Origin of the sequence: Oricola nitratireducens, assembly GCF_014904745.1 — a bacterium.
Taxonomy (GTDB): domain Bacteria; phylum Pseudomonadota; class Alphaproteobacteria; order Rhizobiales; family Rhizobiaceae; genus Oricola; species Oricola nitratireducens.
In genome coordinates this window covers 1-22,493 of sequence record NZ_JACZCS010000002.1, presented here as the reverse complement: position 1 = coordinate 22,493, position 22,493 = coordinate 1, and the positions used below count along the sequence as shown (strand labels likewise).

The 22,493-nt window shown below is 59.5% G+C and carries 19 protein-coding genes and 1 pseudogene; 2 read left to right on the top strand and 18 right to left on the bottom strand.

From position 1 onward, the window contains the following. Positions 1-80: 80 nt before the first annotated feature. Together IG169_RS02470 and IG169_RS24400 are read left to right on the top strand one after the other, a co-directional pair. Complete coding sequence (locus tag IG169_RS02470; protein WP_193174583.1) at positions 81-1,280, top strand: tyrosine-type recombinase/integrase; 1,200 nt, start codon at positions 81-83, stop codon at positions 1,278-1,280. Continuing rightward, positions 1,267-1,524 carry an HGGxSTG domain-containing protein gene (locus tag IG169_RS24400; protein ID WP_428982227.1) on the top strand — a complete coding sequence of 86 codons (258 nt, stop codon included), beginning with the start codon at positions 1,267-1,269 and terminating at the stop codon, positions 1,522-1,524. The genes IG169_RS02470 and IG169_RS24400 overlap by 14 nt, the downstream gene beginning before the upstream one ends. Before the next feature lie 556 nt (positions 1,525-2,080). Here IG169_RS24400 and IG169_RS02465 read toward each other — a convergent pair. From IG169_RS02465 to IG169_RS02380, 18 genes and pseudogenes are all read right to left on the bottom strand, one after another. Then, entirely contained in the window at positions 2,081-2,845 is a 765-nt protein-coding gene (locus IG169_RS02465; RefSeq protein WP_193174582.1) for an SDR family NAD(P)-dependent oxidoreductase, read from the bottom strand. Between the two features lie 61 nt (positions 2,846-2,906). Beyond that, on the bottom strand, positions 2,907-3,866 hold the full coding sequence (locus IG169_RS02460) for a 3-hydroxyacyl-CoA dehydrogenase (RefSeq protein WP_193174581.1): 960 nt from the start codon (positions 3,864-3,866) through the stop codon (positions 2,907-2,909). Beyond that, a complete protein-coding gene (locus IG169_RS02455; RefSeq protein WP_193174580.1) occupies positions 3,863-4,750 on the bottom strand; it encodes an N-acyl homoserine lactonase family protein in 888 nt (295 codons plus the stop codon). The genes IG169_RS02460 and IG169_RS02455 overlap by 4 nt, the downstream gene beginning before the upstream one ends. A gap of 21 nt (positions 4,751-4,771) precedes the next feature. Continuing rightward, positions 4,772-5,350, bottom strand: coding sequence for a hypothetical protein (locus IG169_RS02450; RefSeq protein WP_193174579.1), 579 nt, complete (start codon positions 5,348-5,350; stop codon positions 4,772-4,774). After that, positions 5,347-6,405, bottom strand: a complete 1,059-nt coding sequence (locus IG169_RS02445) for a LacI family DNA-binding transcriptional regulator (RefSeq protein WP_193174578.1) — start codon at positions 6,403-6,405, stop codon at positions 5,347-5,349. The genes IG169_RS02450 and IG169_RS02445 overlap by 4 nt, the downstream gene beginning before the upstream one ends. A gap of 43 nt (positions 6,406-6,448) precedes the next feature. After that, positions 6,449-7,777: a histidinol dehydrogenase gene (gene hisD, locus IG169_RS02440; protein ID WP_193174577.1), complete on the bottom strand. Its 1,329-nt coding sequence runs from the start codon at positions 7,775-7,777 to the stop codon at positions 6,449-6,451. A gap of 148 nt (positions 7,778-7,925) precedes the next feature. Beyond that, positions 7,926-9,167, bottom strand: coding sequence for a sugar ABC transporter substrate-binding protein (locus IG169_RS02435; protein ID WP_193174576.1), 1,242 nt, complete (start codon positions 9,165-9,167; stop codon positions 7,926-7,928). A gap of 170 nt (positions 9,168-9,337) precedes the next feature. Then, positions 9,338-10,363, bottom strand: a complete 1,026-nt coding sequence (locus tag IG169_RS02430; protein ID WP_193174575.1) for an ABC transporter permease — start codon at positions 10,361-10,363, stop codon at positions 9,338-9,340. After that, entirely contained in the window at positions 10,363-11,361 is a 999-nt protein-coding gene (locus IG169_RS02425; RefSeq protein WP_193174574.1) for an ABC transporter permease, read from the bottom strand. The genes IG169_RS02430 and IG169_RS02425 overlap by 1 nt, the downstream gene beginning before the upstream one ends. A gap of 3 nt (positions 11,362-11,364) precedes the next feature. Further along, positions 11,365-12,882, bottom strand: a complete 1,518-nt coding sequence (locus IG169_RS02420; protein ID WP_428982226.1) for a sugar ABC transporter ATP-binding protein — start codon at positions 12,880-12,882, stop codon at positions 11,365-11,367. Between the two features lie 485 nt (positions 12,883-13,367). Further along, positions 13,368-13,957 (bottom strand): annotated as a pseudogene (locus tag IG169_RS02415) (transposase); the annotation flags it as partial. Positions 13,958-14,354: 397 nt separating this feature from the next. After that, positions 14,355-15,230 carry an SMP-30/gluconolactonase/LRE family protein gene (locus tag IG169_RS02410; protein WP_193174572.1) on the bottom strand — a complete coding sequence of 292 codons (876 nt, stop codon included), beginning with the start codon at positions 15,228-15,230 and terminating at the stop codon, positions 14,355-14,357. A gap of 20 nt (positions 15,231-15,250) precedes the next feature. Next, positions 15,251-16,123: an SMP-30/gluconolactonase/LRE family protein gene (locus IG169_RS02405; RefSeq protein ID WP_193174571.1), complete on the bottom strand. Its 873-nt coding sequence runs from the start codon at positions 16,121-16,123 to the stop codon at positions 15,251-15,253. Positions 16,124-16,178: 55 nt separating this feature from the next. Next, positions 16,179-17,111, bottom strand: a complete 933-nt coding sequence (gene kce, locus IG169_RS02400) for a 3,5-dioxohexanoate:acetyl-CoA acetone transferase (protein ID WP_193174570.1) — start codon at positions 17,109-17,111, stop codon at positions 16,179-16,181. A gap of 13 nt (positions 17,112-17,124) precedes the next feature. Beyond that, positions 17,125-18,072: a 3-hydroxyacyl-CoA dehydrogenase gene (locus IG169_RS02395; protein WP_193174569.1), complete on the bottom strand. Its 948-nt coding sequence runs from the start codon at positions 18,070-18,072 to the stop codon at positions 17,125-17,127. A gap of 1 nt (position 18,073) precedes the next feature. Further along, positions 18,074-18,874, bottom strand: coding sequence for an SDR family oxidoreductase (locus IG169_RS02390; protein WP_193174568.1), 801 nt, complete (start codon positions 18,872-18,874; stop codon positions 18,074-18,076). Positions 18,875-18,887: 13 nt separating this feature from the next. Then, positions 18,888-20,978 (bottom strand): ABC transporter permease, encoded by a 2,091-nt coding sequence (locus IG169_RS02385; RefSeq protein ID WP_193174567.1) that lies wholly within the window; start codon positions 20,976-20,978, stop codon positions 18,888-18,890. After that, positions 20,975-22,493: sugar ABC transporter ATP-binding protein (locus tag IG169_RS02380; RefSeq protein ID WP_193174566.1), on the bottom strand; the 1,519-nt coding region annotated here is incomplete at its 5' end. The genes IG169_RS02380 and IG169_RS02385, both read right to left, overlap by 4 nt.

Sequence of the window (22,493 nt, the reverse complement as noted above, 5' to 3'; positions counted from 1 at the left end):
TTACCATTGATCCGTCCTTGATTGTCCATCATTGTATCTGCACATCTACGCACTAAAGTGCATACAAAAGTGCATACACAATGGCTCGTTCGCTTCACAAGCTCTCAGATACACGGATCCGCAGTTCCGATCTAACGCCCGGACGTCACAGCGATGGTGGCGGTCTATATCTGAACGTGAAACCAGGTGGATCGAAGAGCTGGATCTTCATGTACACGTCGGGCGGACGCCGAAAGGCGCTTGGTCTGGGCCCATATCCCGCGGTGAAGCTCTCGCATGCTCGCCGATTGGCATCGGACATGCGCGAGAAAGTGGCGACCGGATCAAATCCGGCGGTAGTTCGCAGTGTAGAAAGAACACCGACCTTTTCGGAATGTGCCGACCTCTTCCTGACAACCATGGAAAACCAGTGGCGCAACGAAAAGCACCGCGCACAGTGGCGCATGACGCTTGGCCCTACCTATTGTCGGGCAATCCATAGCAAACCCGTCGACCAGATCACGACCGACGACATCTTGGCGATACTTTCCCCGATCTGGACGAAAAAACACGAGACCGCGTCGCGTCTGAGAGGACGAATCGAACGTGTTCTCGACTATGCGAAATCTCGAGGCTGGCGATCGGGAGAGAACCCCGCTCTCTGGCGCGGCCATCTGAAAAACCTTTTGCCGGCTCCTTCCAAACTGCAACGTGGGCACCATGCCGCCATGCCTTATCGTGAGGTGCCTGAGCTCTATCGACGGCTAGGCAGCATCGATGCCATGGCGGCGCGTTGTCTGCAGCTTGTGGTTCTGACGGCTTGCCGCTCGGGCGAGGCGCTGAATGCCGGCTGGTCCGAGATAGATCTTAACCGGAAGTTATGGACAATTCCGGCCGACAGGATGAAGGCCGGCCGAACGCACCGCATCCCTCTCTCTTCGGAAGCTATGTCTGTGCTTCGAGATCTTTCCGAAACACGACACTCTGACTTTGTCTTTCCGGGACAAAAACCCAACCGGCCGCTTTCCAACATGTCCATGGGGATGTTGATGCGTCGCATGAACCTCGGAGATTACACCGTGCATGGGTTCCGCAGCGCCTTCAGGGACTGGGCCGGTGACGAGACCGCTCACCCGCGTGAGGTCGCGGAAGGCGCTCTCGCCCATATCCAGGGCGATCCGACTGAGCGCGCCTATTGGTCTCGATCTGACAGGCGCAGCACTACCAACACATCAGCGCCCGCGATGCGGAGCCAAGACCCGGCTGGGTGGAAAGTGCGGCAAGCCGGTGCTACCCGGTAAGAAACGCTGCAAGCTCCATGGCGGCTTGTCGACCGGTCCAAAAACACATGCAGGTAAAAGACGGATACGCGACGCCCAGCTTCGACGCTGGAACCGCGTTAACGAAGTTGACAATACAAATGAGCCGAAGCGTGACGTCAGATTGAAGCCGAAACAAGCTGATACGCAACTTAACGACGAGTCCAACCCGACTCGGCGCAAGCGATGGAGACGGATCCGACGCATTTCGCCGTGGGCGCTTTGATAAAGCAGGGCCGGAAGTTATTCGCGCCAGGAGCTGGGACTGAGTCTGCGAACAGCTGTTGAATTTCGCGATTGGCATAAAGCGGGCTCTTTGCCGCCTACCCGGCAATATCCGTTATCGGCACCAGAAGACAGCCGGGCAGGAATGCAACCCAAAGCAGACACCGCAGGGCGGACCGCGAAAAGTCCGTTTGGTGCCAGAAGCGGCCATCGTTCCCGCTGCAGCTTCCTGCCCAACGCGGAAAAGCTCAATTAGCTGCCTATCCCAAACCCCAGCGGAGAAGTTTGCTGAGTGTGTTGCGGCGATCAGTTGAATCCACCACCCTTTGCCAGCATATTCGCTATATCGCTGGAGCCGGTAAAATCGTCACCGATTGTGCCAAGCAGCATTCCGGCACATCCTTTTCAAAAATTACCACTACGTATGCGATCTGCTCCGGGCCAATTGTGGGATTCCACATTCATACCCCTGCTCTCCGATCTTCCATAAGGGCCATTTTCAATCCGTCCACACCGTGACCTCGCCGATTTGAAACGTCCATGGAACGGAAATTCCGCTAATCCGCCGTCCAGCCGCCGTCGAGCATCACCGCGCTACCGGTCATCAAAGACGAGGCATCGGACGCAAGAAAGATCGCTGCACCGGTGACGTCGCCCACTTGTCCCAACCGCCCGAGCTTGATTTTCGAAAGAACAGACGCCCGAAACGTTTCGTCTTCAAAATATGGTTTCGTCATGGGGGTTTCGATGAAGGTGGGGCAAATCGTGTTGATCCGAATTCCGTGCGGACCCAGTTCGACGGCCAATGCCTTGGTGAAGCCCTCGATCGCCCATTTCGAGGCGCAATAGAGCGTCCGGTTCGCGGCCCCGACATGGCCCATCTGGGAAGACATGTTGATGACCGAACCGGAGCGCTCCTCGGCAATCATCCGACGCGTGACCGCCTGCGTCGCGAAATACGCCGCACGCATATTTAAATTCATCACCGCGTCATAGTCCTCGGCCGTCACCTCCAACTGCGGCTTCGGGCGGTTCGTACCGGCGTTGTTGACCAGGATGTCGAAGGCAGGCCTTCCCGCGACGTGCGCCTCGAATGCATCGATGTCCGTGACATCGGCGACGAGCACATCCGCTTTAAGTCCTTCGGACCGAAGGGCATTGGCGACGGCGGATATCTCATCGCCCGTTCGGGCGCAAAGCGTGACCGCCACGCCGGCCGCGGCATAGGCCTCAGCAATCGCCTTGCCGATACCGCGTCCGGCGCCGGTAACAAGCGCCCGGCGGCCGTCGAGACGGAAATTGGGAAAGTTCACAGCCGTCATGCCTTGGAACCGACCCGCTATGTCTGAAGCCGGAATCGGCAACGCTCGGCTTCGCGGGACATTATTCGCTCGCCTCCATATCGCGTTTGTGCGCCGCCACGGCCATGAGGCGCCGGTCTCGCCATTCGGTGCGGTCCTGAAGACCGTCCAGAGGCAGCGCATCCCGCCTTTCGGCATCGACCCGCGCGATCAATTCTTCGCTCCAGGGTTGCGGTTCGCCCCGTTCCCTGACGATATCGAGATACAGACCACCCAACCGGTTGGCATAGTCGCGCACGCCGCCGGGCGCGTTCAGGTCGATGGTCTCAAACGGACCGATGAAGGACCAGCGCAATCCCAGCCCCTTCGAAATCGTGGCGTCGAGATCGGCGGTCGAGCAGTACCCTTCCTCGAATAGCGCCCAGGCCTCGCGCAACAGAACGCCCTGCAGGCGGTTCAGGACAAAACCCCGCAATTCCCGGGCGACGCGGACGGGATGCTGGCCGACGGCATGCATAAGGTCATCGACCTGGTCGACAACCTCGGGCAGCGTCCAACTCGCCGGGACCAGCTCGACGACCGGCACAAGATAAGGCGGATTGACCGGATGCGCCACGAGGCAGCGCGGCGAAATCGACAATCCCTCGGTGAAGTCGGACGAGGGAATGCCGGAAGAAGACGATCCGACGATCGTGTTCTGGCCGAGCATTCCGTCCAGTTGCTCGTAGAGCGCGCGTTTCACATCCACCCGCTCCAGAACCGATTCCTGGACATATCTGATCCCGTCGACCGCTTCTTCCAGCGTGTCGCAATAGGAAACGCGACTGCCGATCTCCTGCGGCGCCTCGATCAGGCCGAAGCTCTCGAGATCGGACAGGGACTGCTCGAGCTTCGCCGGCAGCGTCGCCACGAGTTCCTTGCTCCGGTCGAAGACCCGCACCTTCAGGCCCGCCCGGGCGAACACGATCGCCCAACCGAGACCGACCAGCCCGGCGCCGACAATTGCGACGCCGGTCGAACCCAGGTGTTCCGTCCTGCTCATGATACCGCCGACTTCGCGCCATCGGCGAGGCAGATCTCGCTGATGCGGAGGTTTTCCTTGGTGATGCGGGACGGGAAGGTATCGGCGAGACCTTCCTCGTGGATCGGGATGACCCGGGTATCGTCGTATCCCACCTGCTTCATCATTTCCTCGGTCGCGAGCAGCAGGTTCATCTGGCTTCCGACCGCGAGGCCGACCGGGGTGTACATGGTTTCCACTCCGACCACCGAGCCGTCATTCTTCAGATTGGCGAACTGATAGACGAGGTCTCCAGCCAGGACCCAGGTGTCCTCGCTGTCGGTCTTGCCATCATTACGCACGGTGACCCACATCGAGCCGAAAGTGTGGCTGTCCCGCGCCAGGTGAACGTCGATGCCCGGCAGGACATCTTCCTGCGACCCCTCGACGACCCTCAACCTGCCCTCCGCGGCGAGGTTTACGCCCCGCAGGATGTCGCCCGGATCGACCGCGATCATCATCCAGCGCAGCCGTTCCGGCAAGGACATCGCCCAGACCCATTTCTCGATCTCGTCTCGCTGGATGTAGAAGGTGGCGTTCGGGAAATCCTCGACGTTACCGAAATGGTCGAAATGTGCGTGGGTGATGAAGACGGTGTCGACGTCCTTGGGCGTCAGACCGAACTCGGCCAGGACGACCGTGGGTGAGCGCCAGTTCTCCACGCCGAACTTGTCGCCGAGATGCTTGCCATAGTCCTGGTCGTTGTAGCCGACATCGACAAGCGCGACATGGTCCTCGCTGCGAATGAGGACGTAGCAGTAGGGCAGCTTGACGTAGCCCTCGTTGTGAGCGCCGTAGAGCACGCCGCTCTTGTGGTATTTCGGAACGTAGCTGTATTCTAGCACGTGGATCGAATAGTCGGCCATTTGGTCCTCCCAGGCTCGGTTTCAGATGTTCTTCTCGGATCCGCCTGTATGCGATGCGCCGCAAGTGCAGCACGCATGGCTGAAGTCCACGGGGGTGATGTTGGCGTCCGGCTCCGCCGTCGCAATCAAAAGCCTCTGCACGACATGGAGCTTTCGAATGATTTCATGCTTGGCGTCGTCACGGGCTTGCTGGCCAAGCAGGGCAGAGAGCGAGTCCATCTTCTCCGCAGCCTCAGCCAGACAACCGGCGAGATCCTGAAGCGCCGTGTAATGTCGCGAGGCCGCCGCCGGCGCCTTCAGCGCGCGGAGACGTTCCCTTGCTTCCGTCAACTGCTCGACGGCCGTCGTGTAGATGGCATGATCCAGTGAGAGGTCCCGGTGGCCGCGCGTGGTCGCCAGCAGCAGCACTCCGCTGAGCTGCGCGAGAATGCGCGACAGTGCATTGTAGAGCGGACTTGCCTGGGCAAGATAGCTGGCGATCGCTTCGTCCCGGTATCCTCCTTCGAGGATCACGTCGACGCTCGAAGTTTCGGGAATCTCCCAGACACCACATTGTGCATCGTGGATAGCGCCATTCTTGGGCGCATGGGTGCGTGTCATCCCGAACTCTCCTTTAGTCTTGCCGACTTGCGGATCATGAGTCGGCCGGGAAGAAAGTGTTCTTTCGCCTCGCTGTCCTCCTTCGAGAGCAGTCGCTCGATCTCCAGGATCACCTGGTCGATCATCGCGTTCATGGGCTGGCGAACGGTCGTCAGTTCGTGCGAAGGCCAGCTTGCCATGGCAATATCGTCGAAACCGATGATCGACACGTCCTCGGGGATCGAAAAGCCGAGTTCCCGTCTTGCCGCATCCATTGCGCCGATCGCTACGATGTCGTTGGCACAGAAAACCGCATCCGGTTTTCTCTCTCCGGCAAACAGCTCCTTCATACCCTCATAGCCAGCTTCATAGGTGAAATCCCGGCCCGAGATCACTGCGGGTTCCGGAAGACCTGCGGCCGTACAACCGTCACGGAATCCGCGCAAACGGTCCACGTTGGTACTGGCGTCGTCCAGACCGGAGATGTAGGCCGGCGTTTTGTGGCCCGCCTCCGCGAGCGTGGTGGCGACAAGATATCCGCCGGAATAGTTGTCGCAGCATACCGCGCTGGCGTTGGCGCCAGAGACATAACGATTGAAGAGGATAACCGGCGTGCGGCCCTCGACGCATTTCCTCACTGTGTCGGAGGACATCGTCGCGGCCAGCACGATCGCGACATCGGGATTGTATTGCTGCAAGAGCGGCAGCGCCTCGTCCACACCATGAGTTCCGTCAGAAGTAAACAGCATGGTGTGCAGACCCAGCCCCTGAAGGCGCCGCGTCAGCTTGACAACAACTTCGGGATAGAACGGATTTGTGATGTTGCTGACGAAAAGCGCCGCGATCCGGCTCCGCTGCGTGATCAGGCTGCGTGCGAACAGGTTGGGCGCGTATCCCATCTCGGCCGCCTTTTCCAGGACGCGATCCCGTGTTTTGGAAGCTATCGTCGGATCATTGCTCAAGGCCCGCGACACCGTCGCGATCGAGACGCCAAGCGATTGCGCAATATCCTTGACCGTGACCCGGCTCTTTATCGGCCCGTTTTTCCGAATAGGATCTGCCATCTTCTTGTGCATCTCGATCTCGCTTGTGCTGGACCTCGCGAATTTGCCGCGAAGTCTATTCCGCCTGCGCGATCGGTTCGGCGGCCTGTCCGTATCCGACATTGCGCCCGCCATAGCGGCGTACGCGGATATTGCACTGCTCGGCGTGCCCGACGAATCCCTCGAGGAGACAAAGACGCGAGCCATACTCGCCAACCAGGGTCGCCGCCTCGTCGGTCAATATCCTCTGGTAGGAATGGGTTTTAAGGAACTTACCGACCCACAATCCGCCTGTATAGCGGCCGGCCTTCTTGGTCGGCAACGTGTGATTGGTGCCGATCACCTTGTCGCCATTTGCCACGTTGGTGCGCGGCCCGAGGAACAGGGCGCCATAGCATGTCATGTTCTCCAGGAACCAGTCGTCACGGTCGGTCATGACCTGGACATGCTCGGAAGCGATTTCATCTGCAACCGCCAACATTTCATCGTAGGTGTCGCATAGGATCACCTCTCCGTAATCCCGCCAGGAGACAGAAGCCGTTTCAGCCGTAGGCAAGATTTGGAGCAGCCGGTCGATTTCCGACATTGTCTCTTCGGCCAGCTTGCGGAAATTCGTAACCAGCACAGCAGGCGAGTTATAGCCGTGCTCCGCCTGCCCCAGCAGGTCCGTCGCACACAACTCGGCATCAACCGTTTTGTCGGCTATCACCATCGTTTCGGTCGGACCCGCAAACAGGTCGATTCCGACACGCCCGAATAGTTGCCGTTTTGCTTCAGCAACAAATGCGTTGCCGGGTCCGACAAGCATGTGAACCGGATCAATGGTCTCCGTCCCGAGCGCCATGGCACCTACCGCCTGGATGCCTCCAAGAACATAAACCTCGTGCGCACCGCCCATATGCATGGCCGCAATAATCGCGGGATGGGGTTCGCCATTTACAGGTGGCGCGGAGGCGATGATCCTCTTAACACCCGCGACCGAAGCAGTCAGAACCGACATATGCGCGGAGGCAACCATCGGAAACTTCCCGCCAGGAACATAGCAGCCGACCGATTGCACCGGAATGTTACGGTGTCCGAGAATGACGCCCGGCATTGTCTCGATTTCGATGTCGGTCATCGATGCGCGCTGCGCCTCCGCGAATCTGCGGATCTGATCTTGGGCGAAGCGGATGTCCTCCATATCACGGGTCGAGACCTTCTGGAGAGCAGCTTCGATTTCCGAAGAGCTCAGCCGGAATGATACCGGTGAATATTTGTCGAACTTCTCGCTGAGTTCGCGAACAGCCGCGTCGCCGCGTTCTTCGATTTCCTTCAGTGTGCTTTCCACTACGCTGCGAACTTTGGCATCGTCTTCGCTTCGTTCCGCCTCGGGCTTTCCCCGCTTGAGATAGTGTATGGTCATCGTTTTTCTTTCCTCGTTATCGCTTCGCGACTAAACGCGGCACGCTCCGAAGTTGGCATTTCGCGGCTTCGCACGTTTTGCTGTGTGTTTCTGCCCGGCGCGCTGCCCGCCGCCGGAAGCTTGGTCCGGCGGCAGGCATAATTTTCAGTCAGGGCTGAACCGTGGGTTCGACCTTCGTCAGATGATAGAGGTTCTCCGGAGCCTCGCACTGACGGCAGTTGATGCCTGGCTCGTTCGGCGCGGCTTTCACGGCATCTGCCGGCAGAGGCTGGATTTCAGCGCCCTCCGTCGGTTTGCCTTCAAGTGCGGACGCCAAAGAAAGCTCCGGAAGAAGCTCCGGGTTAAAAACCTCGGTCACGAATGAGCTCGGCACCTTTCCTTCTGGAAAGGTGTTGCATCCATTCTCGAACTTGTCGCCCTCGCACAGCTTGACCGCATCTCCCGGAACCCAAGGCAGCGGATACTCGATGTTGCGCTGACCTTCCGGAAGCGGCTCGCGCGTGCCATTTAGGATCTCCATCATGATCTTGAATGCGAATCCGGACTGGGCCGGCGGCGAGCCCGCCGAAACGCCGTCGAGCCCGATCGCTTGATAGTCCGGGTTCGCGAGCGCCAGGCGGAAGCCGTTGGAGTTCTCGCCGGTCACCGGAACCAGACGATTCGGGTTAGCCTGAAGCAGCGCCTGGATTGCGCCATATTCGCCGGCCTGGGCCCAGATACCGTCAACGTCGGGATGAGCGGCAAGTGCTTTTGCCGTTTCCTGCTGCGTGGTGCGGTCGTCCCAGTAGCTGTAGTACTCTGCGACAACGTCGATACCCGGATACTGGTTGAAAATGTGCATCGCGCCGTTCGTGTGACGATCATCGACCGAATTACCCGGTACGCCGCGCGAAAGGAAAATCTTGCCCTTCCCGTCCAGCGCATTCACCAGAGCTTGTGCGGTATTCTCGCCGAAGCCGGAAGTGATATAGCTGATATTGTATGCACACTGTTCCGTGACGGTCGCGTCATACATGAAGAACAGCACACCTTCCTTGCATCCGCGCTGTACGACACGGTTCAGAGCCGTCGACGAGATTGGAAAGCTGACGATGCCGTCGGCGCCTTTGGCGATCATGCTTTCGTAGTCGGAGATCTGCGCTTGCGGATCGGTGCCCGAGATGACCTCCACGAGTTCCACGGTATCCTTGAAGGGAGGCGTTGCGGCGAGCGCCTTGACGATATTGGCCGCCTCGCTCTGCCACGAATTGCCCGAGTAGCTGAGGGAAAGGTAGATCAGCCACTTGCCATCGGCAGTCTTGGCTGAAGCAACGTCTGTCGAAGCAAGCTGCGTTCCCGCTCCGACAAGAGCTGCCAAGGCCAGAGCCTTGGCCGTTTTAGTGAGTTTCATTTGACTTCCTCCTTTGTGACACCGGTATTCCGGCCGATATGCGGCGCGTCGCGCGGCCGCCTGGAAGGTGCACGTGTTCATGCACCTCCCGCTCCTCCCGTACATTCACGGGAATCCGAATCTTGGAAACGTTTACAATTTGAAGCGAAAATACGCGGACCAACTGCATTTCAACCTCGTTTCCCGAGAACTTCACGAAGAAACGCGAAGGACTGTTCGCGCAAGGCGATCAATGCGAACAGAATTACGCCGCCTTCCATGATGGTCTTCCATCCCTGCTCGATCCCGAGCGCGGTCAGGATTGTCGCGAGCGCGGTCAGCAAAAGGGCGCCGCCCACCGTGCCGACGAAATTGCCCTGCCCGCCAAGGATCGAGGAACCGCCCACCACGACGGCCGCGATTGAGGGTAGAAGATAGGAATCGCCCATCCGCAGCGTCGCCCCATTTGCGTATCCGGCAAGCATCATCCCGGTGAAACCCGCACATAGGGCCGACATAGCATAGGCGCTGACGATCAGGACGCCGCTGGGCAGGCCCGCGATATACGCCGCAAGCGGATTGTTGCCTACGGCATTCAGCTTGCGCCCGAACACCGAATAGGACTGGAGGATCGTGCCGAATACCACGAAGGCCAGCAACAGATAGACCGGGGCGGGAACGCCCAGAAACTTGTCCTGCATGAAACCGCTCAAGAGCGGCGCGGGGTAGCCGCGCGGCGTTCCACGCGTGAAACCGAGGCACAGGCTGTAGACGATCAGCCCGACAGCCATAGTCATGATGAAGGGCGGAACCCGAAAATAGGCGACGCCGATACCACTGATCAGACCGACGACGATACAGGCGCCCAGTATGGCTGGAACGAGATAAAGGAAACCCTCATTGGATCCGTTCATCAGGGAAGCCGTGAGCACTCCGCCGAGCGTGATCACCGAGGCGATGGAAAGATCCAGTCCGCGGACAAGGATTACCAGTCCCTGGCCGAAGGCGCAGAAGACCAGGAACGAACTCAGATAAAGGATCGTTTCGACTTGTGACCAGCTGCCGAAAGACGGGCTGATTGCGCGGGACGCGAGGATCATCGCGAAGGTCAATCCGAAGATCGCGGCGATTGTCACGAACTCACCACTGATCTTGGCGGTCGCCCGGTTGTCTTCCTGCTCCGCGACAGCGCTTGCTATGGTTTTTTCGTTTTGCATTACAGGGAATTCCTGCGGCTGGTTACGGCTTGGACGAATGCGGAGAAGAGCACCGCAAGGATCATGATCGCGCCCTGGATGACCCCCGTATAGAAGGACGACACGCCAACCGCGAACAGCACCTTTTGCATCAGCATCAGCGTCGCCGCGCCAAAGAGCGAAGCCGTGACGCCGCCCCTGCCGCCGCCGAATGCGGTTCCGCCGAGCGCGACTGCGGCAAAGGTCAACAGCAGGAATGGATCGCCCCCGTTCGGATTGCCCGTCGCGGTTTGCGCGGCCAGCATGTAGCCGGCGGCGCCATAGAACGCGCCCGCCCACAGGAACGACGCGAACCGCGTCCTGGCAACGTCGATGCCGGATAAGGCCGCCGCGTTCTCGTCCTGACCAACGGCAAGCAGGGAACGCCCCGAATTCGTGGTTCGAAAGACGGACCAGAAGACCATGACGGCGACAGCGATGACGACGGCAATCGGAACAGCACCGAAAATCGACGCGGTCAGTTCATACGCCATGAAATCGGATACGTAGCCGCCGGGAGCGCCAAGAATGAGCAAGGCAACGCCCTTGCAGATAATCATCGTCGCCAGCGTCGCGGCGATCGCCTGAATCCGCAGATACGCCACCACATATCCATTAACGGCGCCGACCAGGAGCCCTATCGCAATGACCATGGCAAGGTTCGCCACCGCACCTAATGGCCCTTCCACGGGGGCCACGGCAACGACGACATTTGCCAGAGAGATGATGCCCGCCACGGACAGATCGAAACCGCCCTGCAAGATGACGAAGGTTGCACCAGCGGCAGCCAGCATCAGCGGCAGCGAATTGTTGAACAGCGACTCGATGGAATAGAGCGAAAGCGCCGAAGGCTGAACCACACTGTAGATAGTGGCCATCACGACATAGATGACGATAATCGGAAATGCACTTTCGACGATCTGCCTGACCGTCGGTAAACCGCGCGACTGACGCGGAGTATTGACCTCAATGCTCGCCATTTATCAGACCGCAACCTTCATTTCTTGACTGTGACCGTGCGCCGCCGCCAGCAGGCGCTCTTCGGTGAGTTCCGCGCGCGGAACGTCCGCTACAATCCGGCCGCCATACATGACGAGGCACCGCGAACTCAGGTGAACCAGCTCGGACAGTTCCGACGAATAGAAAAGGATCGTGCGGCCCCCGGCGACATAGTCGCGCATCATCGCGTAGATCGACTGCTTGGTACCAACATCGACGCCGCGAGCAGGATCGAAAAGGACGAGGCATTTCGCGCCGGTGATCAATGCACGCGCCAACAGGACTTTCTGCTGATTTCCACCAGAGAGACTGCCGACATTGAATCCCAAGTAGCGCGGAGAAAGCGCCACCTTCGATGCCGCCTCGGCCGACACTTTCTTCTCCAGCCCGGCATAAACGATGCCGGCATGGCTCGCCCGGCCGATTTTCGGCAGGGCGATGTTCGAAGCTGCCGTGAGATTGACGAATATCCCTTCGGTCTTGCGCTCTTCGGGCACGAAAGCGATACCCGAGCCTGCTCGGAGGGCGCGCCGGGGAGAACCGAGGGCTGCCGCCTGACCGCCAACCATGATTTTTCCATCACTCGGTTTGACCGCACCGCCCAGCGCCCTGAAGAGATCCTGCTGCCCCTGCCCTTCCAAAGCCGCCAGACCGACAATCTCGCCGGCTTTCAAACTGAGATCAAGCGATCGGACCTTGCCGACATTCAGGTTCCGGACATCGACGATAATGTCGGCATCGGGCCGGGCGACGACCGGTTCGGCGAATGCGCTTTCCGGACTCCGACCGACCATCATCGCGAAAATGCCGTCGTCATCGACGCCGGAGAGATCGACCGTGTCGATCGTCTTGCCGTTGCGCAGAACGGTCGCCCGCTCGCAAATCTCGCGAACTTCACCCAGCCGATGCGAGATATACATCACCGCGACGCCGCGGGCAGTAAGCCTGCGAATCTGCTGAAACAACCACCCGGGATCGGGCAGCGCCGCCGTCGGCTCGTCGAGAATGAGCAGGCGCGACGCATGTGACAGCGCCCGTGTGATTTCGATCCGTTGACGCTCGGCAAGCGAAAGATCCTCGACGATTGCATCCGGCGCAATATCCGTAATCTGCCATTCGCGAAGCACTTCAGCGGCCCGACGAAGGATGCTCGATTTGGATTCCGGCCAGAATGTTCTGGCGGACGCATTTGGGAGCAGTAAATTCTCGCCGACCGTCAAGTTCGGTATCAGGCTGAGTTCCTGAAAAGCCGTAGCCACACCCTGCGCCCGCGCTTTGGAAATCGAGTGGGGATTGTAGGGCTCGCCGGCAAGAGACATCCCGCCGGAATTCGCACGCACGACACCTGACAGGATCTTCACCAGTGTGGATTTTCCGGCCCCATTCTCCCCGAGGATTGCGTGAACTTCACCCTGGGTGATCGTCAACGACACATCGCTCAAGGCAACAGTAGCACCGTACCGCTTCGACAAAGCGTTTGCTTGGAGAACTCTCGCCCTCACGTCGTTCCTCCCCGAACGAGAATATTGTAATCGTTTCCAATCAAATTGGAAACGTTTCCAAAACATAATCTCGGCACGTCTTTCCAGTCAAGAGGAAAAGTGCCGCGAGGAGGCAGAGCACGCGTCGGCCGCAGCGCGAATCCGTACACCATGCACTTCCGCAGCAAGACATCGTGCCAAGTTCGCTAGCCAGTATGGGATTTACGGATCACCAACTGTCACGCTCGATGGTTTGGTCAGCGAAAGGAAAAGCAGCCTCGACGATATCGAGGTTTGCGCTCAGCGGTTGGATGTGACTACCACTTGATTTTGTAAGATCGAAACGAGCATGCAGTGAATTTTTCGGATGTCTACTCCGGGTCAGAAGCGGACATCTCGATCGAGCGTCTGAATGTCTGATTTCAGCTATATTCTGTTGAAGAAGTCGGGGCCCGCGACGATAGGCATGCAATGCGGATCGCGGACGAGCGGGATCTCAACCGAGATCAGGCGAGTGCGGGCTTCGGCATCGGGATGATCTTCGCCATTATACGGAGGTTCTGAGTTGCGGCGGCGAGGTGGAACTCGTCTTTCGCTCCGTTTGGACCACGCAGGCGCAAGCGGTCCATCTTCAGGATGCGCTTCAGGTGGGCGAAGAGCATTTCGACCTTCTTCCGTTGGCGGCGTGACACGAGATATGCATCGGTGGTGGCGATATCGCGGGCCACATCGCGAGCGGCTTCGTGGATGGAGCGGGTGACCTTGCGAGTGGGCATATTGGGCGTGCATCGCTGCCGGTGCACGCAGATCTGGCAGTCCTGTTGACGCTCGCGATACCGGATAGATCCATCCTTATCGATGCCGGTCCGCGGCTTGCTAAAGTTGCGGTTGGACCGACGCAGGCGGTTGCCGCCCGGGCAGAGGTAACTGTCATCCTCAGGATCGTAGGTGAAGTCGGCACGCTCGAAGCTGCCATCGCCCCAGGCGGATTTGTCGAACACCAGGATGTGCGGTTCGATACTATTGTCATCGACCAGTCACCCAAGGTTTGCCGCGGAGCCATAGGCGGCGTCAGCGCCAGCCGCCGGGGCCAGATGCGGAAGCGCTCCTGCATTGCTCAATCCCGCTGCGGAGCGAAGGCATCTAGATCGTGAACGAGGCTAGGGTATTCGGTTGAGGAGCCAGGTCACAGCCTAATTGCAAATATGAAGGCATTCAAAGATTGCACTTGGTTTTGCGTATGTCAGGGTCCAATCCTTGTCTCCGCAATCAAACGCTAAACAGACGTTCTCCGCTTAGATCGCATTTTCCGCTAATAACCCTTAGCTACCGTTCGGTGCAGTGCGATGGACGACTCCCCTGGGCGGAGTGCCGTCATTCGCTGCAGAATGAAAAGGCGGTCGCCTTGCGCCACTACCTGACCCTTGCCGTCGGCGCATGTTCCCGCTACTCATCCTCTTATAGAGGCGAATGTTTTCAAGGTGTTGGGAAAGCTATCCCGCGAACCGTGACTCCGGCACTCCTTGGATTCCAAGATCATAAATCGCAAAGAGGCTTCCGCGTTGGACTCCGTCTCCCGGAAAACGCGGCAGAGGTGGCTTTGCCATCGACGTGACAAAAAGAATGTCAAGATCGGGGCCGCCGAACATAACGCTTGTCACCTTCTTGACGGGCATGGCGATTTCGCGTTCGACCTTGCCGTCAGGCGTGTAGCGGACCAGCCGGCCGTCATATACTAGGGCGTTCCAGACGCAGCCTTCGGCATCCACGGTCGAGCCATCGGCCGCGCCGCCATTTGAACCATCGACTTTCGTGAACGTGCGCCGGTTCGATACGTTTCCGGTGTCCCGGTCGTAGTCATAGGCCCAGATTTCACCGGTCCACGTATCCGTGAAATAGAAAGTGTTGCCGTCCGGGCTCCAGCATGGTCCGTTCGAAACAATGATTCCCGAGTCCAAGGTATGTACGGATAAATCCGGATCGAGCCGATAGAGTGCGCCGTTCGGGCCTTCTTCCATCGTATCCATCGAACCGGCGATGAACCGGCCTTTCTTATCCACCTTGCCGTCATTCAGTCGGTTGTTTGGCTTGTCGGGCTCGGGATCGTGGATCAGTTCCACCTCGCCCGTTTCAAAATCGAGAAAATGAAATCCGCTCTGGAGCGAAACCACCGCGCCTCCTTTTTGGCGCAGCGCCATCGAACCGATTTTGCTCGGCACATCCCATGCGCGGATTTCGCGCCCGTCATGGGTGCAACGGAAGACTCGTCCGTCAAAACTGTCGATCCAGTAGAGACGCTGCTCCTCGACATCCCAGAGCGGGCCTTCGCCAAGCGTTGTTTTCACATCGACAAGAACTTCAATACGCATGATCTCAACCTCCCTGTTTATCAGCCGGCGAACCGCGGCTCCGGCAAACCTCTCACGCCCAGACCATGAACGGCAAAGAGGCAACCTGCTTCCCGTTCACGGTGGTATTCGTTGCCCATCGGGCGCGCCATCGATGTGACGTAGACGACATCAAGGTCGGCGCCACCGAACGTCATGCTTGTGGTCGATTGCACCGGCAGGCCGACAATGCGATCGACGACACCGCTCGGATCGAAGCGGATCAGGCGCCCGGAATATACCTCCACGCTCCAGACGTAACCTTCCTCGTCCACGGTCGCGCCGTCTGGATACCCCCGGAGTTTGTCGAACGACGTGAAGACGCGCCGGGACCGTACGTCGCCGGTCTCGATGTCGTAATCGTATGCATAGATCACGCCGCGCGAGGAATCGGCGAAATAGAACGTTCGCCCGTCGGGGCTCCAGCATGGACCGTTCGAACAGATGATGTCCGTGTCGAGCGTGTGCAGCGAAAGATCCGGATCGAGCCGGAAGAGCTTGCCGACCCCGTCGCGTTCCTCGAAATCCATCGAACCCGCGACAAAACGGCCCTGCCTGTCGACTTTTCCGTCATTGAGACGCGGGCGCAGTTCTCCGGGCTGGGTCTCGTTGATGCGCGTCACCTCGCCGCTGTCGAAATCGAGGAAGTGAAATCCGCTTCGAAGCGACACGACCGCGCCGCCCTTCTGGCGCAGTGCCAGCGAACCGATCTGCTCCGGCACGCTCCAGTGCTTCAGGTCACCGCCGTTCGGATCGCATCGATGAACGGTCGGACCATAGGAATCGATCCAGTAGAGGCGCTGTTCCTCGACATCCCACAAGGGCCCCTCGCCCAGCTTGTCCCTGTCCTCGATCAGGACTTCGATCCGTAACATTTGCGCTCCTCCCGTCTGGATCCAATCAGTGGATCATTTCCGCATCCGGCGAACCTCAGAAGTTCACCTGGTCGCCTCCCTTGAGCGACAGGATTTCCCTCGCTTCGTCGGGTGTCGCGACCTCCATACCGAGACCTTCAATTATCTTTCGCGCCAGTTTGACCTGATCGGCGTTAGATTTCGCCAGAACGCCCTTGCCGGCCCAAAGGCTGTCCTCCAGACCCACGCGGATATTCCCGCCGAGGGCGGCAGCTTGCGCTGCAATGCGCAGCTGCGCGGCGCCGGCACCGAGGACGGACCAGCGATAATCTTTTCCGAAGAGCCGGTCCGCCGTGCGTTTCATGTGGGCAACGTCTTCGGGATGGCTGCCGATGCCGCCAAGCAGGCCGAACACGGACTGGACGAAAAACGGCGGCTTGACGAGCCCGCGATCTGCGAAGTGGCTGAGGTTGTAGAGATGCGCGATGTCGTAGCATTCGAACTCGAAACGCGTGCCGTTGTTGTAGCACGTCTCGAGAATGTACTCGATGTCTTTGAAGGAATTGCGGAAAACGAGATCGCGCGTGGCTTCGAGATGCTCTCTCTCCCAGTCGAACTTGAAGTCCTTGTACTTGGCGAGAAGGTGATACAATCCGAAATTGATCGACCCCATGTTCAGGGACGCCACCTCCGGTTTGAACTGGGCAGCGGGCCGGACACGCTCCTCGACTTTCATGTAGGGGCTGCCGCCCGTCGTAATATTGATCGCCGCATTGGTTGCCTGTTTGATCCGCGGCAGGAACCGCGCGAACGCCTCGGGCGTCTGATCGGGTTTTCCTGTTTCGGGATCACGCGCGTGCAGATGCAGGATTGCCGCCCCTGCTTCAGCCGCCGCAACCGCTTCCTTTGCGATCTCATCGGGTGTGATCGGTAAATACGGAGACATGGTCGGCGTGTGAATTGCGCCGGTTATCGCACATGTGATGATGATCTTGCCGTCGGATGCCATGGTTGTTCCCTCGCTACTCGCCAATGTCCTTTGCGGCGCGACGTTTGTGCGCGACCAGCGCCATCAGCCGCCTGTCCCGCCACGCCTGGCGCTCCGCCAGTTTTTCTTCCGGCAGCACTTGCCGTCTGTCGTGTTCGACAGTGTCCATCACCGGACCTGTCCAATCGACGCGTCTTTGCGTTTGATTGAATATGTTTTCGTAGATGCCCTGGTAGCGCTCGGCATAGTCGCGTACGCCGCCCGGCGCGTTCAGATCGATCGTCTCGAACGGCCCCATGAATGCCCAGCGCAACGCCAGTCCGTCCCGAATGCCGACATCGACATCCTCGATTGTCGCGTATCCGTCGGCGACGAGCCGGAATGCCTCCTCGAGAAGCGCGCCCTGCATGCGGTTCATGATGAAGCCGTCCAGTTCACGCTTCATCACGATGGGCGCCTGACCGCAGGAGTTCAGGAGTTCCCGTGTACGCTGGACGACCTCCGGCGCGGTCCACGGCGCGGGCACCACCTCGGCCGCGGGCACGAGGTAAGGCGGATTGATCGGATGCACGACCAGGCAGCGGTGCCGTCCGGCAAGCGTCTCCGTAAAATGTGACGGCAGGAGCGCGGAACTCGAGCTTGCGATCACCGCGTCCTCTGGCGCGATCGCATCAAGCTCGGAAAATACCGCCTTCTTCACATCGAGGCGTTCCGGCGTATTCTCCTGGATATGTTCCGCGCCGGCGACGGCGGCCGAAAGCTCATCCTCGATACGGATGTTTCCAAGGACCGCTTCGGGCGACCGGCCGTTCAGGAGATCGTTTGCCGCGAGATCGGGCAGTACATCACTGATAAAGCCGATGGCGCCTGCGGGGGCCGACTTGTCCTGGTCCCACAGCGTGACAGTATGTCCGGAGCGCGCGAAGGTGATTGCCCAGGCACGTCCGATAAAACCCGCTCCGATTATCGCGACATTGGCCATTTCAGAGCGTCTCCATGTTTCCGTCAACGCCGATCGACTGTCCCGAAAGGTTGGCCCCCGCGTCGGAAAGCAGGAACGCCACCACGGAGGCAACGTTCTCGGGCGTCACCATCCGGCGCAACGAGATCTTCGACAGATATTCGGACTCCATCGCTTCATAAGGGACGCCGACCTGCTCGGCCCGGGCACGAATGACGCCTTCCATGCGCGGCCCCTCCACGATACCGGGACGAATGGCGTTGACCCTGATGTTGTGCGGACCAAGTTCCTTGGCGAGGCTCTCCGTGAGACCGATGATCCCGAATTTCGCCGACGAGTAAGGCGTGCGGAAAGCGTATCCGAACCGTCCCGCTGCGGAAGACATCGCGACGATCGAACCGCCTCCCGCCGCTTTGAGCATGGGGACCGCCCGGCGGGCGCACAGGAACTGTCCGCTCAGGCACACATCGATGCACCGCCTCCAGTCGGCCGGATCGATTTCATCGATGCCGCCCGTCGGTCCGGCAATACCCGCATTGTTGATGAGCGCATCGAGACCGCCAAGCTTGCTGGCGACCTCGTCGAACATCCGGTCGACGTCGTTTTCGTCGGAGACGTCCGCCTTTATGCGTCCGGCTTCCGGATAGTTGCGTCCGAAAGCATCGAGTGCCTCATCGGAGACATCGCAGACGAACAGGCGCGCGCCGTGAAGGGCCAACCGTTCGGCAATGGCCAGACCGATACCGCCCGCGCCCGCGGTAATCAGCACCCTTTGCCCGGCAATGCCTCCGGCGAGATCATCATTCAAATGTGTATCTGCCATTCACTGGTCCTCCTTAACTCGCTTCCCGCCGATCGCGCAGCGCGATGACCGCGCCCAATACGACAGAGCCGAAAATGATTGCCCGGGTGGCATAAGGGAGCGTCGTTCCGGCAAGGAGCGTCTGCAACGCGGTAAGAAGAAGCGCGCCACCCAGCATGCCGAGATAGTGTCCCCGGCCGCCAGTAATCAGCGCGCCGCCGACGACGACGACCGCAATCGACGGGAGGAGATAGTCGTCCCCCATGCCGAGGCTCGCCTGCCCGGAAAATCCGGTGAGCAGCATTCCCACCAGACCGGCGCAAACCGCCGACAGGACGTAGACGCCGACCAGTACCCTGCCAGTCGCCGTTCCCGACAGTTGTGCGGCGCGCATGCTGTTGCCGATTCCGTAAACCTGCCGTCCGAAAGAAGTCCGCGACAGCAGGATCACCGCGAGCACGACAAAACCAATCATGAAATAGACGACCGGGGTCACGCCAAGGACCTTCGCCGTCATGAACCAGCGCAGCAGCGGCGAGGAAAATCCCGCCGGCGTCCCGCCCGAGTAGATCAGGGCCGCTCCCTGCAGGATGCCATTCGTCGCCAATGTCACGACAATCGGCGAAAGGCCGAGCCAGACAATCCCGAGTCCGTTGACCAGGCCGATAAGCACCGCGACGCCCAGGACGACAGGAAGCGCGTAGATGAGTGCTGCATCCGATCCCTGCACGATGCCGGCAAGTAGGATCCCGCAGAACCCGATTGTCCACGGCACGGAAAGATCAAGGCCACCCGTCAGAATGACCGTACCTTGTCCCAGCGCCAGGATAGCGAGGAAGCTGGAAAGGACTGCTAGGGAATTCCAGTAGGTCCAGTTGAAGATCGCGTGACCGAGCGTGACCTGCGTCACCACGATAACGAGGATGAGCGATACATAGGCGGGAAGCGCGAAACGCAGCGTCTCACCGTGGCGGCTCCAAAATGACGGCATGGCCGAGACGCGCGACGCGGGCGCATGCACGTCCTGCATGGCCAAACGCTTGTCGCCCCCGCCAATTTGCGACGCCAAGGTTCCGGCACGCCATGCCTGAAATTGGGTCGTCGCACTCCTGATCTGTTGCGCAAGCGTCGAGTCCCGGCTCAACGATCCTGCGAGAACCGCCAGTATCAGTATCAGCCCCTCCGCGATCGACGAGTAGTAGGCCGATACGTTGAGTACGAGGAGGATGTTGACGACGATCATCAGGATATAAGCGCCCAGAATCGAGCCGATCGGCCCGCCTCGACCGCCGCCGAGCCGCGTTCCGCCGACAACGACCGCCGCGAAGATCGACAGGAGCAGCGGATTGCCGACCAGGGGATCGCCCGAACCGGTCTGTGCGCTGATGAAAACCCCGCCCAGTCCATAGAATCCGCCGGCGACCACATACACACCGAAACGCACCCAGGTGACGCGCAATCCCGCCGATGCGGCGGCGTTTGGATCGCTGCCGACAGCGTAGACGGCTGTCCCGAACCGGGTCCGCTTCAGCCAGGCCCAGAACAATCCGACGGCCACGAGCAACGCGATCGGCATCGGAATCCAGTTGGAGACGAGGTCTCCCATGTAAAACCCGCCCAGCGAAGGCGATACGAAGCCGCCCGGCTTGTCGAGGATGAGCAGCGTGATGCCCTGAATGATGAACATCGTCGAAAGCGTAACGACGATCGGTTGCAAGCGAAGAAACGCAATGAAGAATCCGTTGAACGCCCCTACGGACATGCCAATTCCGATGCCGGCAAGTGTCCATAGCGTAATGGACGCTTCGAAATTCGTCGGGTCCATCGACGTCGCGAGGATCACGTTGACCAACGAAAGGACGGCGCCTGCGGATAGGTCGAATCCGCCGGACAGGATGACGATGGTTTCGCCCACCGCTGTCAGCGCCAAGGTCGCTCCGCCACTGGAAAGGAAACTGATGTCGAAATAGCTGAGCGGTCCGGCAGAGATAAGATCGACTACGACGAGCAATACCGCGAAAACCACGACCGCAGTTATCAGCCCGCGAAACCTGCCGAGCCGAAGCCTACGGACGCCACCTTTCGACTGCGAAGGAATTCCGCCATTTTTTGCGTGGGTATTCATGCGACCGCTTCCGTGCCGGGCGTGTCGGCTCCGAGCGCCGCCCGCATGATGTTGTGCTCCGACAAGTCATCCGCCTCGATTTCCGCCACGACACGCCCCGCATAGAGGACGATCGCCCGGTCACAGAGATGCACCAGTTCGGGTATCTCGGTTGAATGGAAGAGAATACTGCCGCCGAGTTCCGTGAAAGCTCGCATGAGCACGTAAAGCTCGTGCTTGGTGCCTACATCGATGCCGCGCGTCGGATCGAAAAGCAGCAATATGCGGCTCTCCGCAAAGAGCCATTTTGCAAGCGCGATCTTTTGCTGGTTGCCGCCCGAGAACGAACCAACTCTGGTCCACAGGGCGCGGTGGTCAACTTCGACCCGGTCGAATACACGTTTTACCGCTTTCGTCTCCCGCGCTGTATCGATGACACCGCCGCGGCCATAGCGATCGATTACCGGCAATGAAACATTGTGCCGGCCGGTCAACTTCAGGAACAGCGCTTCGGTCTTGCGGTCTTCGGGCAACAGACCCATGGCGATATTTGGCCGGATCGCGTCCCTTGGCGAAGTAATGGCGACCTCGCGGCCGTCGATGCGAATGCTCCCCTCGCGGATCTCCCGCATGCCGAACGAGGCCATGAAGAGATCGAGCTGGCCCATTCCCTGCAATCCGGCAACGCCCAGGATCTCGCCTTTGCGGAGCGAAAGACTCGCACCGCGCAGCTTAGCTCCGGCGGTCATACCGCTGACCCCGAAAACTTCCTCGTCCGCGACTTCTTTGCTGGGCGGCCGCGCCGGGAAAGTCTGGCTGATAGAACGTCCAATGATCTTTTCGATGATCTCGGCATCGGTGAAATCGGACACCGCACCGGTCGAAATGTGCTGCCCGTTCCGCAGAATTGTCAGATGGTCGCAAAATGCCCGGACTTCAGGCATCCGATGCGAAATGAAAACGACCGTAACGCCATCCGCCTTGAGCCGGGCGATGACATCCCCGAGCCAATCGACATCGCGCCCGGCAAGCGTGGACGTCGGCTCATCGAGCAGCAGGATTTTCGGCTTTCGGAAAATGGCCCGGGCGATTTCGATTTTCTGCTGAACAGCGAGATCGAGTTCGCCGACCTCATCGTGCAAATCGACATCGAAACCCATCGCGTCCAGATGCGCGCGCACCTTCACTTCCGCCGCCTGCCTCCGGACCATCCCGGTCAACCCCATCGGCGCGTAAGGCAGGAGCATATTGTCCAGCACCGTCAAGTCCGGCACCAGTGTCATCTCCTGGAAAGCGGTCTGTATTCCGTGGCGGTGTGAGGCGCGCGGGCTACGGAGGCTGGCGGCCTCGCCAAATACGTTGATGTGCCCTTGATCCTGCTCGATCAGTCCGGAAAGCAGTTTGACGACCGTTGACTTGCCGGCGCCGTTTTCTCCCAGAAGGGCGTGGACGGTCCCGGATTCGATTTGAAAAGAGACATCATCAACAGCGACGGTCGCGCCAAAAGCTTTGCTCAGGTTTGACACGGCCACGGCC

Bases quoted from the DNA above. Each gene is read 5' to 3' on its own strand.
- IG169_RS02405 (WP_193174571.1), bottom strand. From the start codon at position 16,123: ATGTTACGGATCGAAGTCCTGATCGAGGACAGGGACAAGCTGGGCGAG.
- IG169_RS02410 (WP_193174572.1), bottom strand. From the start codon at position 15,230: ATGCGTATTGAAGTTCTTGTCGATGTGAAAACAACGCTTGGCGAAGGC.
- IG169_RS02455 (WP_193174580.1), bottom strand. From the start codon at position 4,750: ATGGCCGACTATTCGATCCACGTGCTAGAATACAGCTACGTTCCGAAA.
- IG169_RS02465 (WP_193174582.1), bottom strand. From the start codon at position 2,845: ATGACGGCTGTGAACTTTCCCAATTTCCGTCTCGACGGCCGCCGGGCG.
- IG169_RS02470 (WP_193174583.1), top strand. From the start codon at position 81: ATGGCTCGTTCGCTTCACAAGCTCTCAGATACACGGATCCGCAGTTCC.
- IG169_RS02450 (WP_193174579.1), bottom strand. From the start codon at position 5,350: ATGACACGCACCCATGCGCCCAAGAATGGCGCTATCCACGATGCACAA.
- IG169_RS02385 (WP_193174567.1), bottom strand. From the start codon at position 20,978: ATGAATACCCACGCAAAAAATGGCGGAATTCCTTCGCAGTCGAAAGGT.
- hisD (WP_193174577.1), bottom strand. From the start codon at position 7,777: ATGACCATACACTATCTCAAGCGGGGAAAGCCCGAGGCGGAACGAAGC.
- IG169_RS02460 (WP_193174581.1), bottom strand. From the start codon at position 3,866: ATGAGCAGGACGGAACACCTGGGTTCGACCGGCGTCGCAATTGTCGGC.
- kce (WP_193174570.1), bottom strand. From the start codon at position 17,111: ATGGCATCCGACGGCAAGATCATCATCACATGTGCGATAACCGGCGCA.
- IG169_RS02430 (WP_193174575.1), bottom strand. From the start codon at position 10,363: ATGCAAAACGAAAAAACCATAGCAAGCGCTGTCGCGGAGCAGGAAGAC.
- IG169_RS02395 (WP_193174569.1), bottom strand. From the start codon at position 18,072: ATGGCCAATGTCGCGATAATCGGAGCGGGTTTTATCGGACGTGCCTGG.
- IG169_RS02390 (WP_193174568.1), bottom strand. From the start codon at position 18,874: ATGGCAGATACACATTTGAATGATGATCTCGCCGGAGGCATTGCCGGG.
- IG169_RS02445 (WP_193174578.1), bottom strand. From the start codon at position 6,405: ATGCACAAGAAGATGGCAGATCCTATTCGGAAAAACGGGCCGATAAAG.
- IG169_RS02425 (WP_193174574.1), bottom strand. From the start codon at position 11,361: ATGGCGAGCATTGAGGTCAATACTCCGCGTCAGTCGCGCGGTTTACCG.
- IG169_RS02435 (WP_193174576.1), bottom strand. From the start codon at position 9,167: ATGAAACTCACTAAAACGGCCAAGGCTCTGGCCTTGGCAGCTCTTGTC.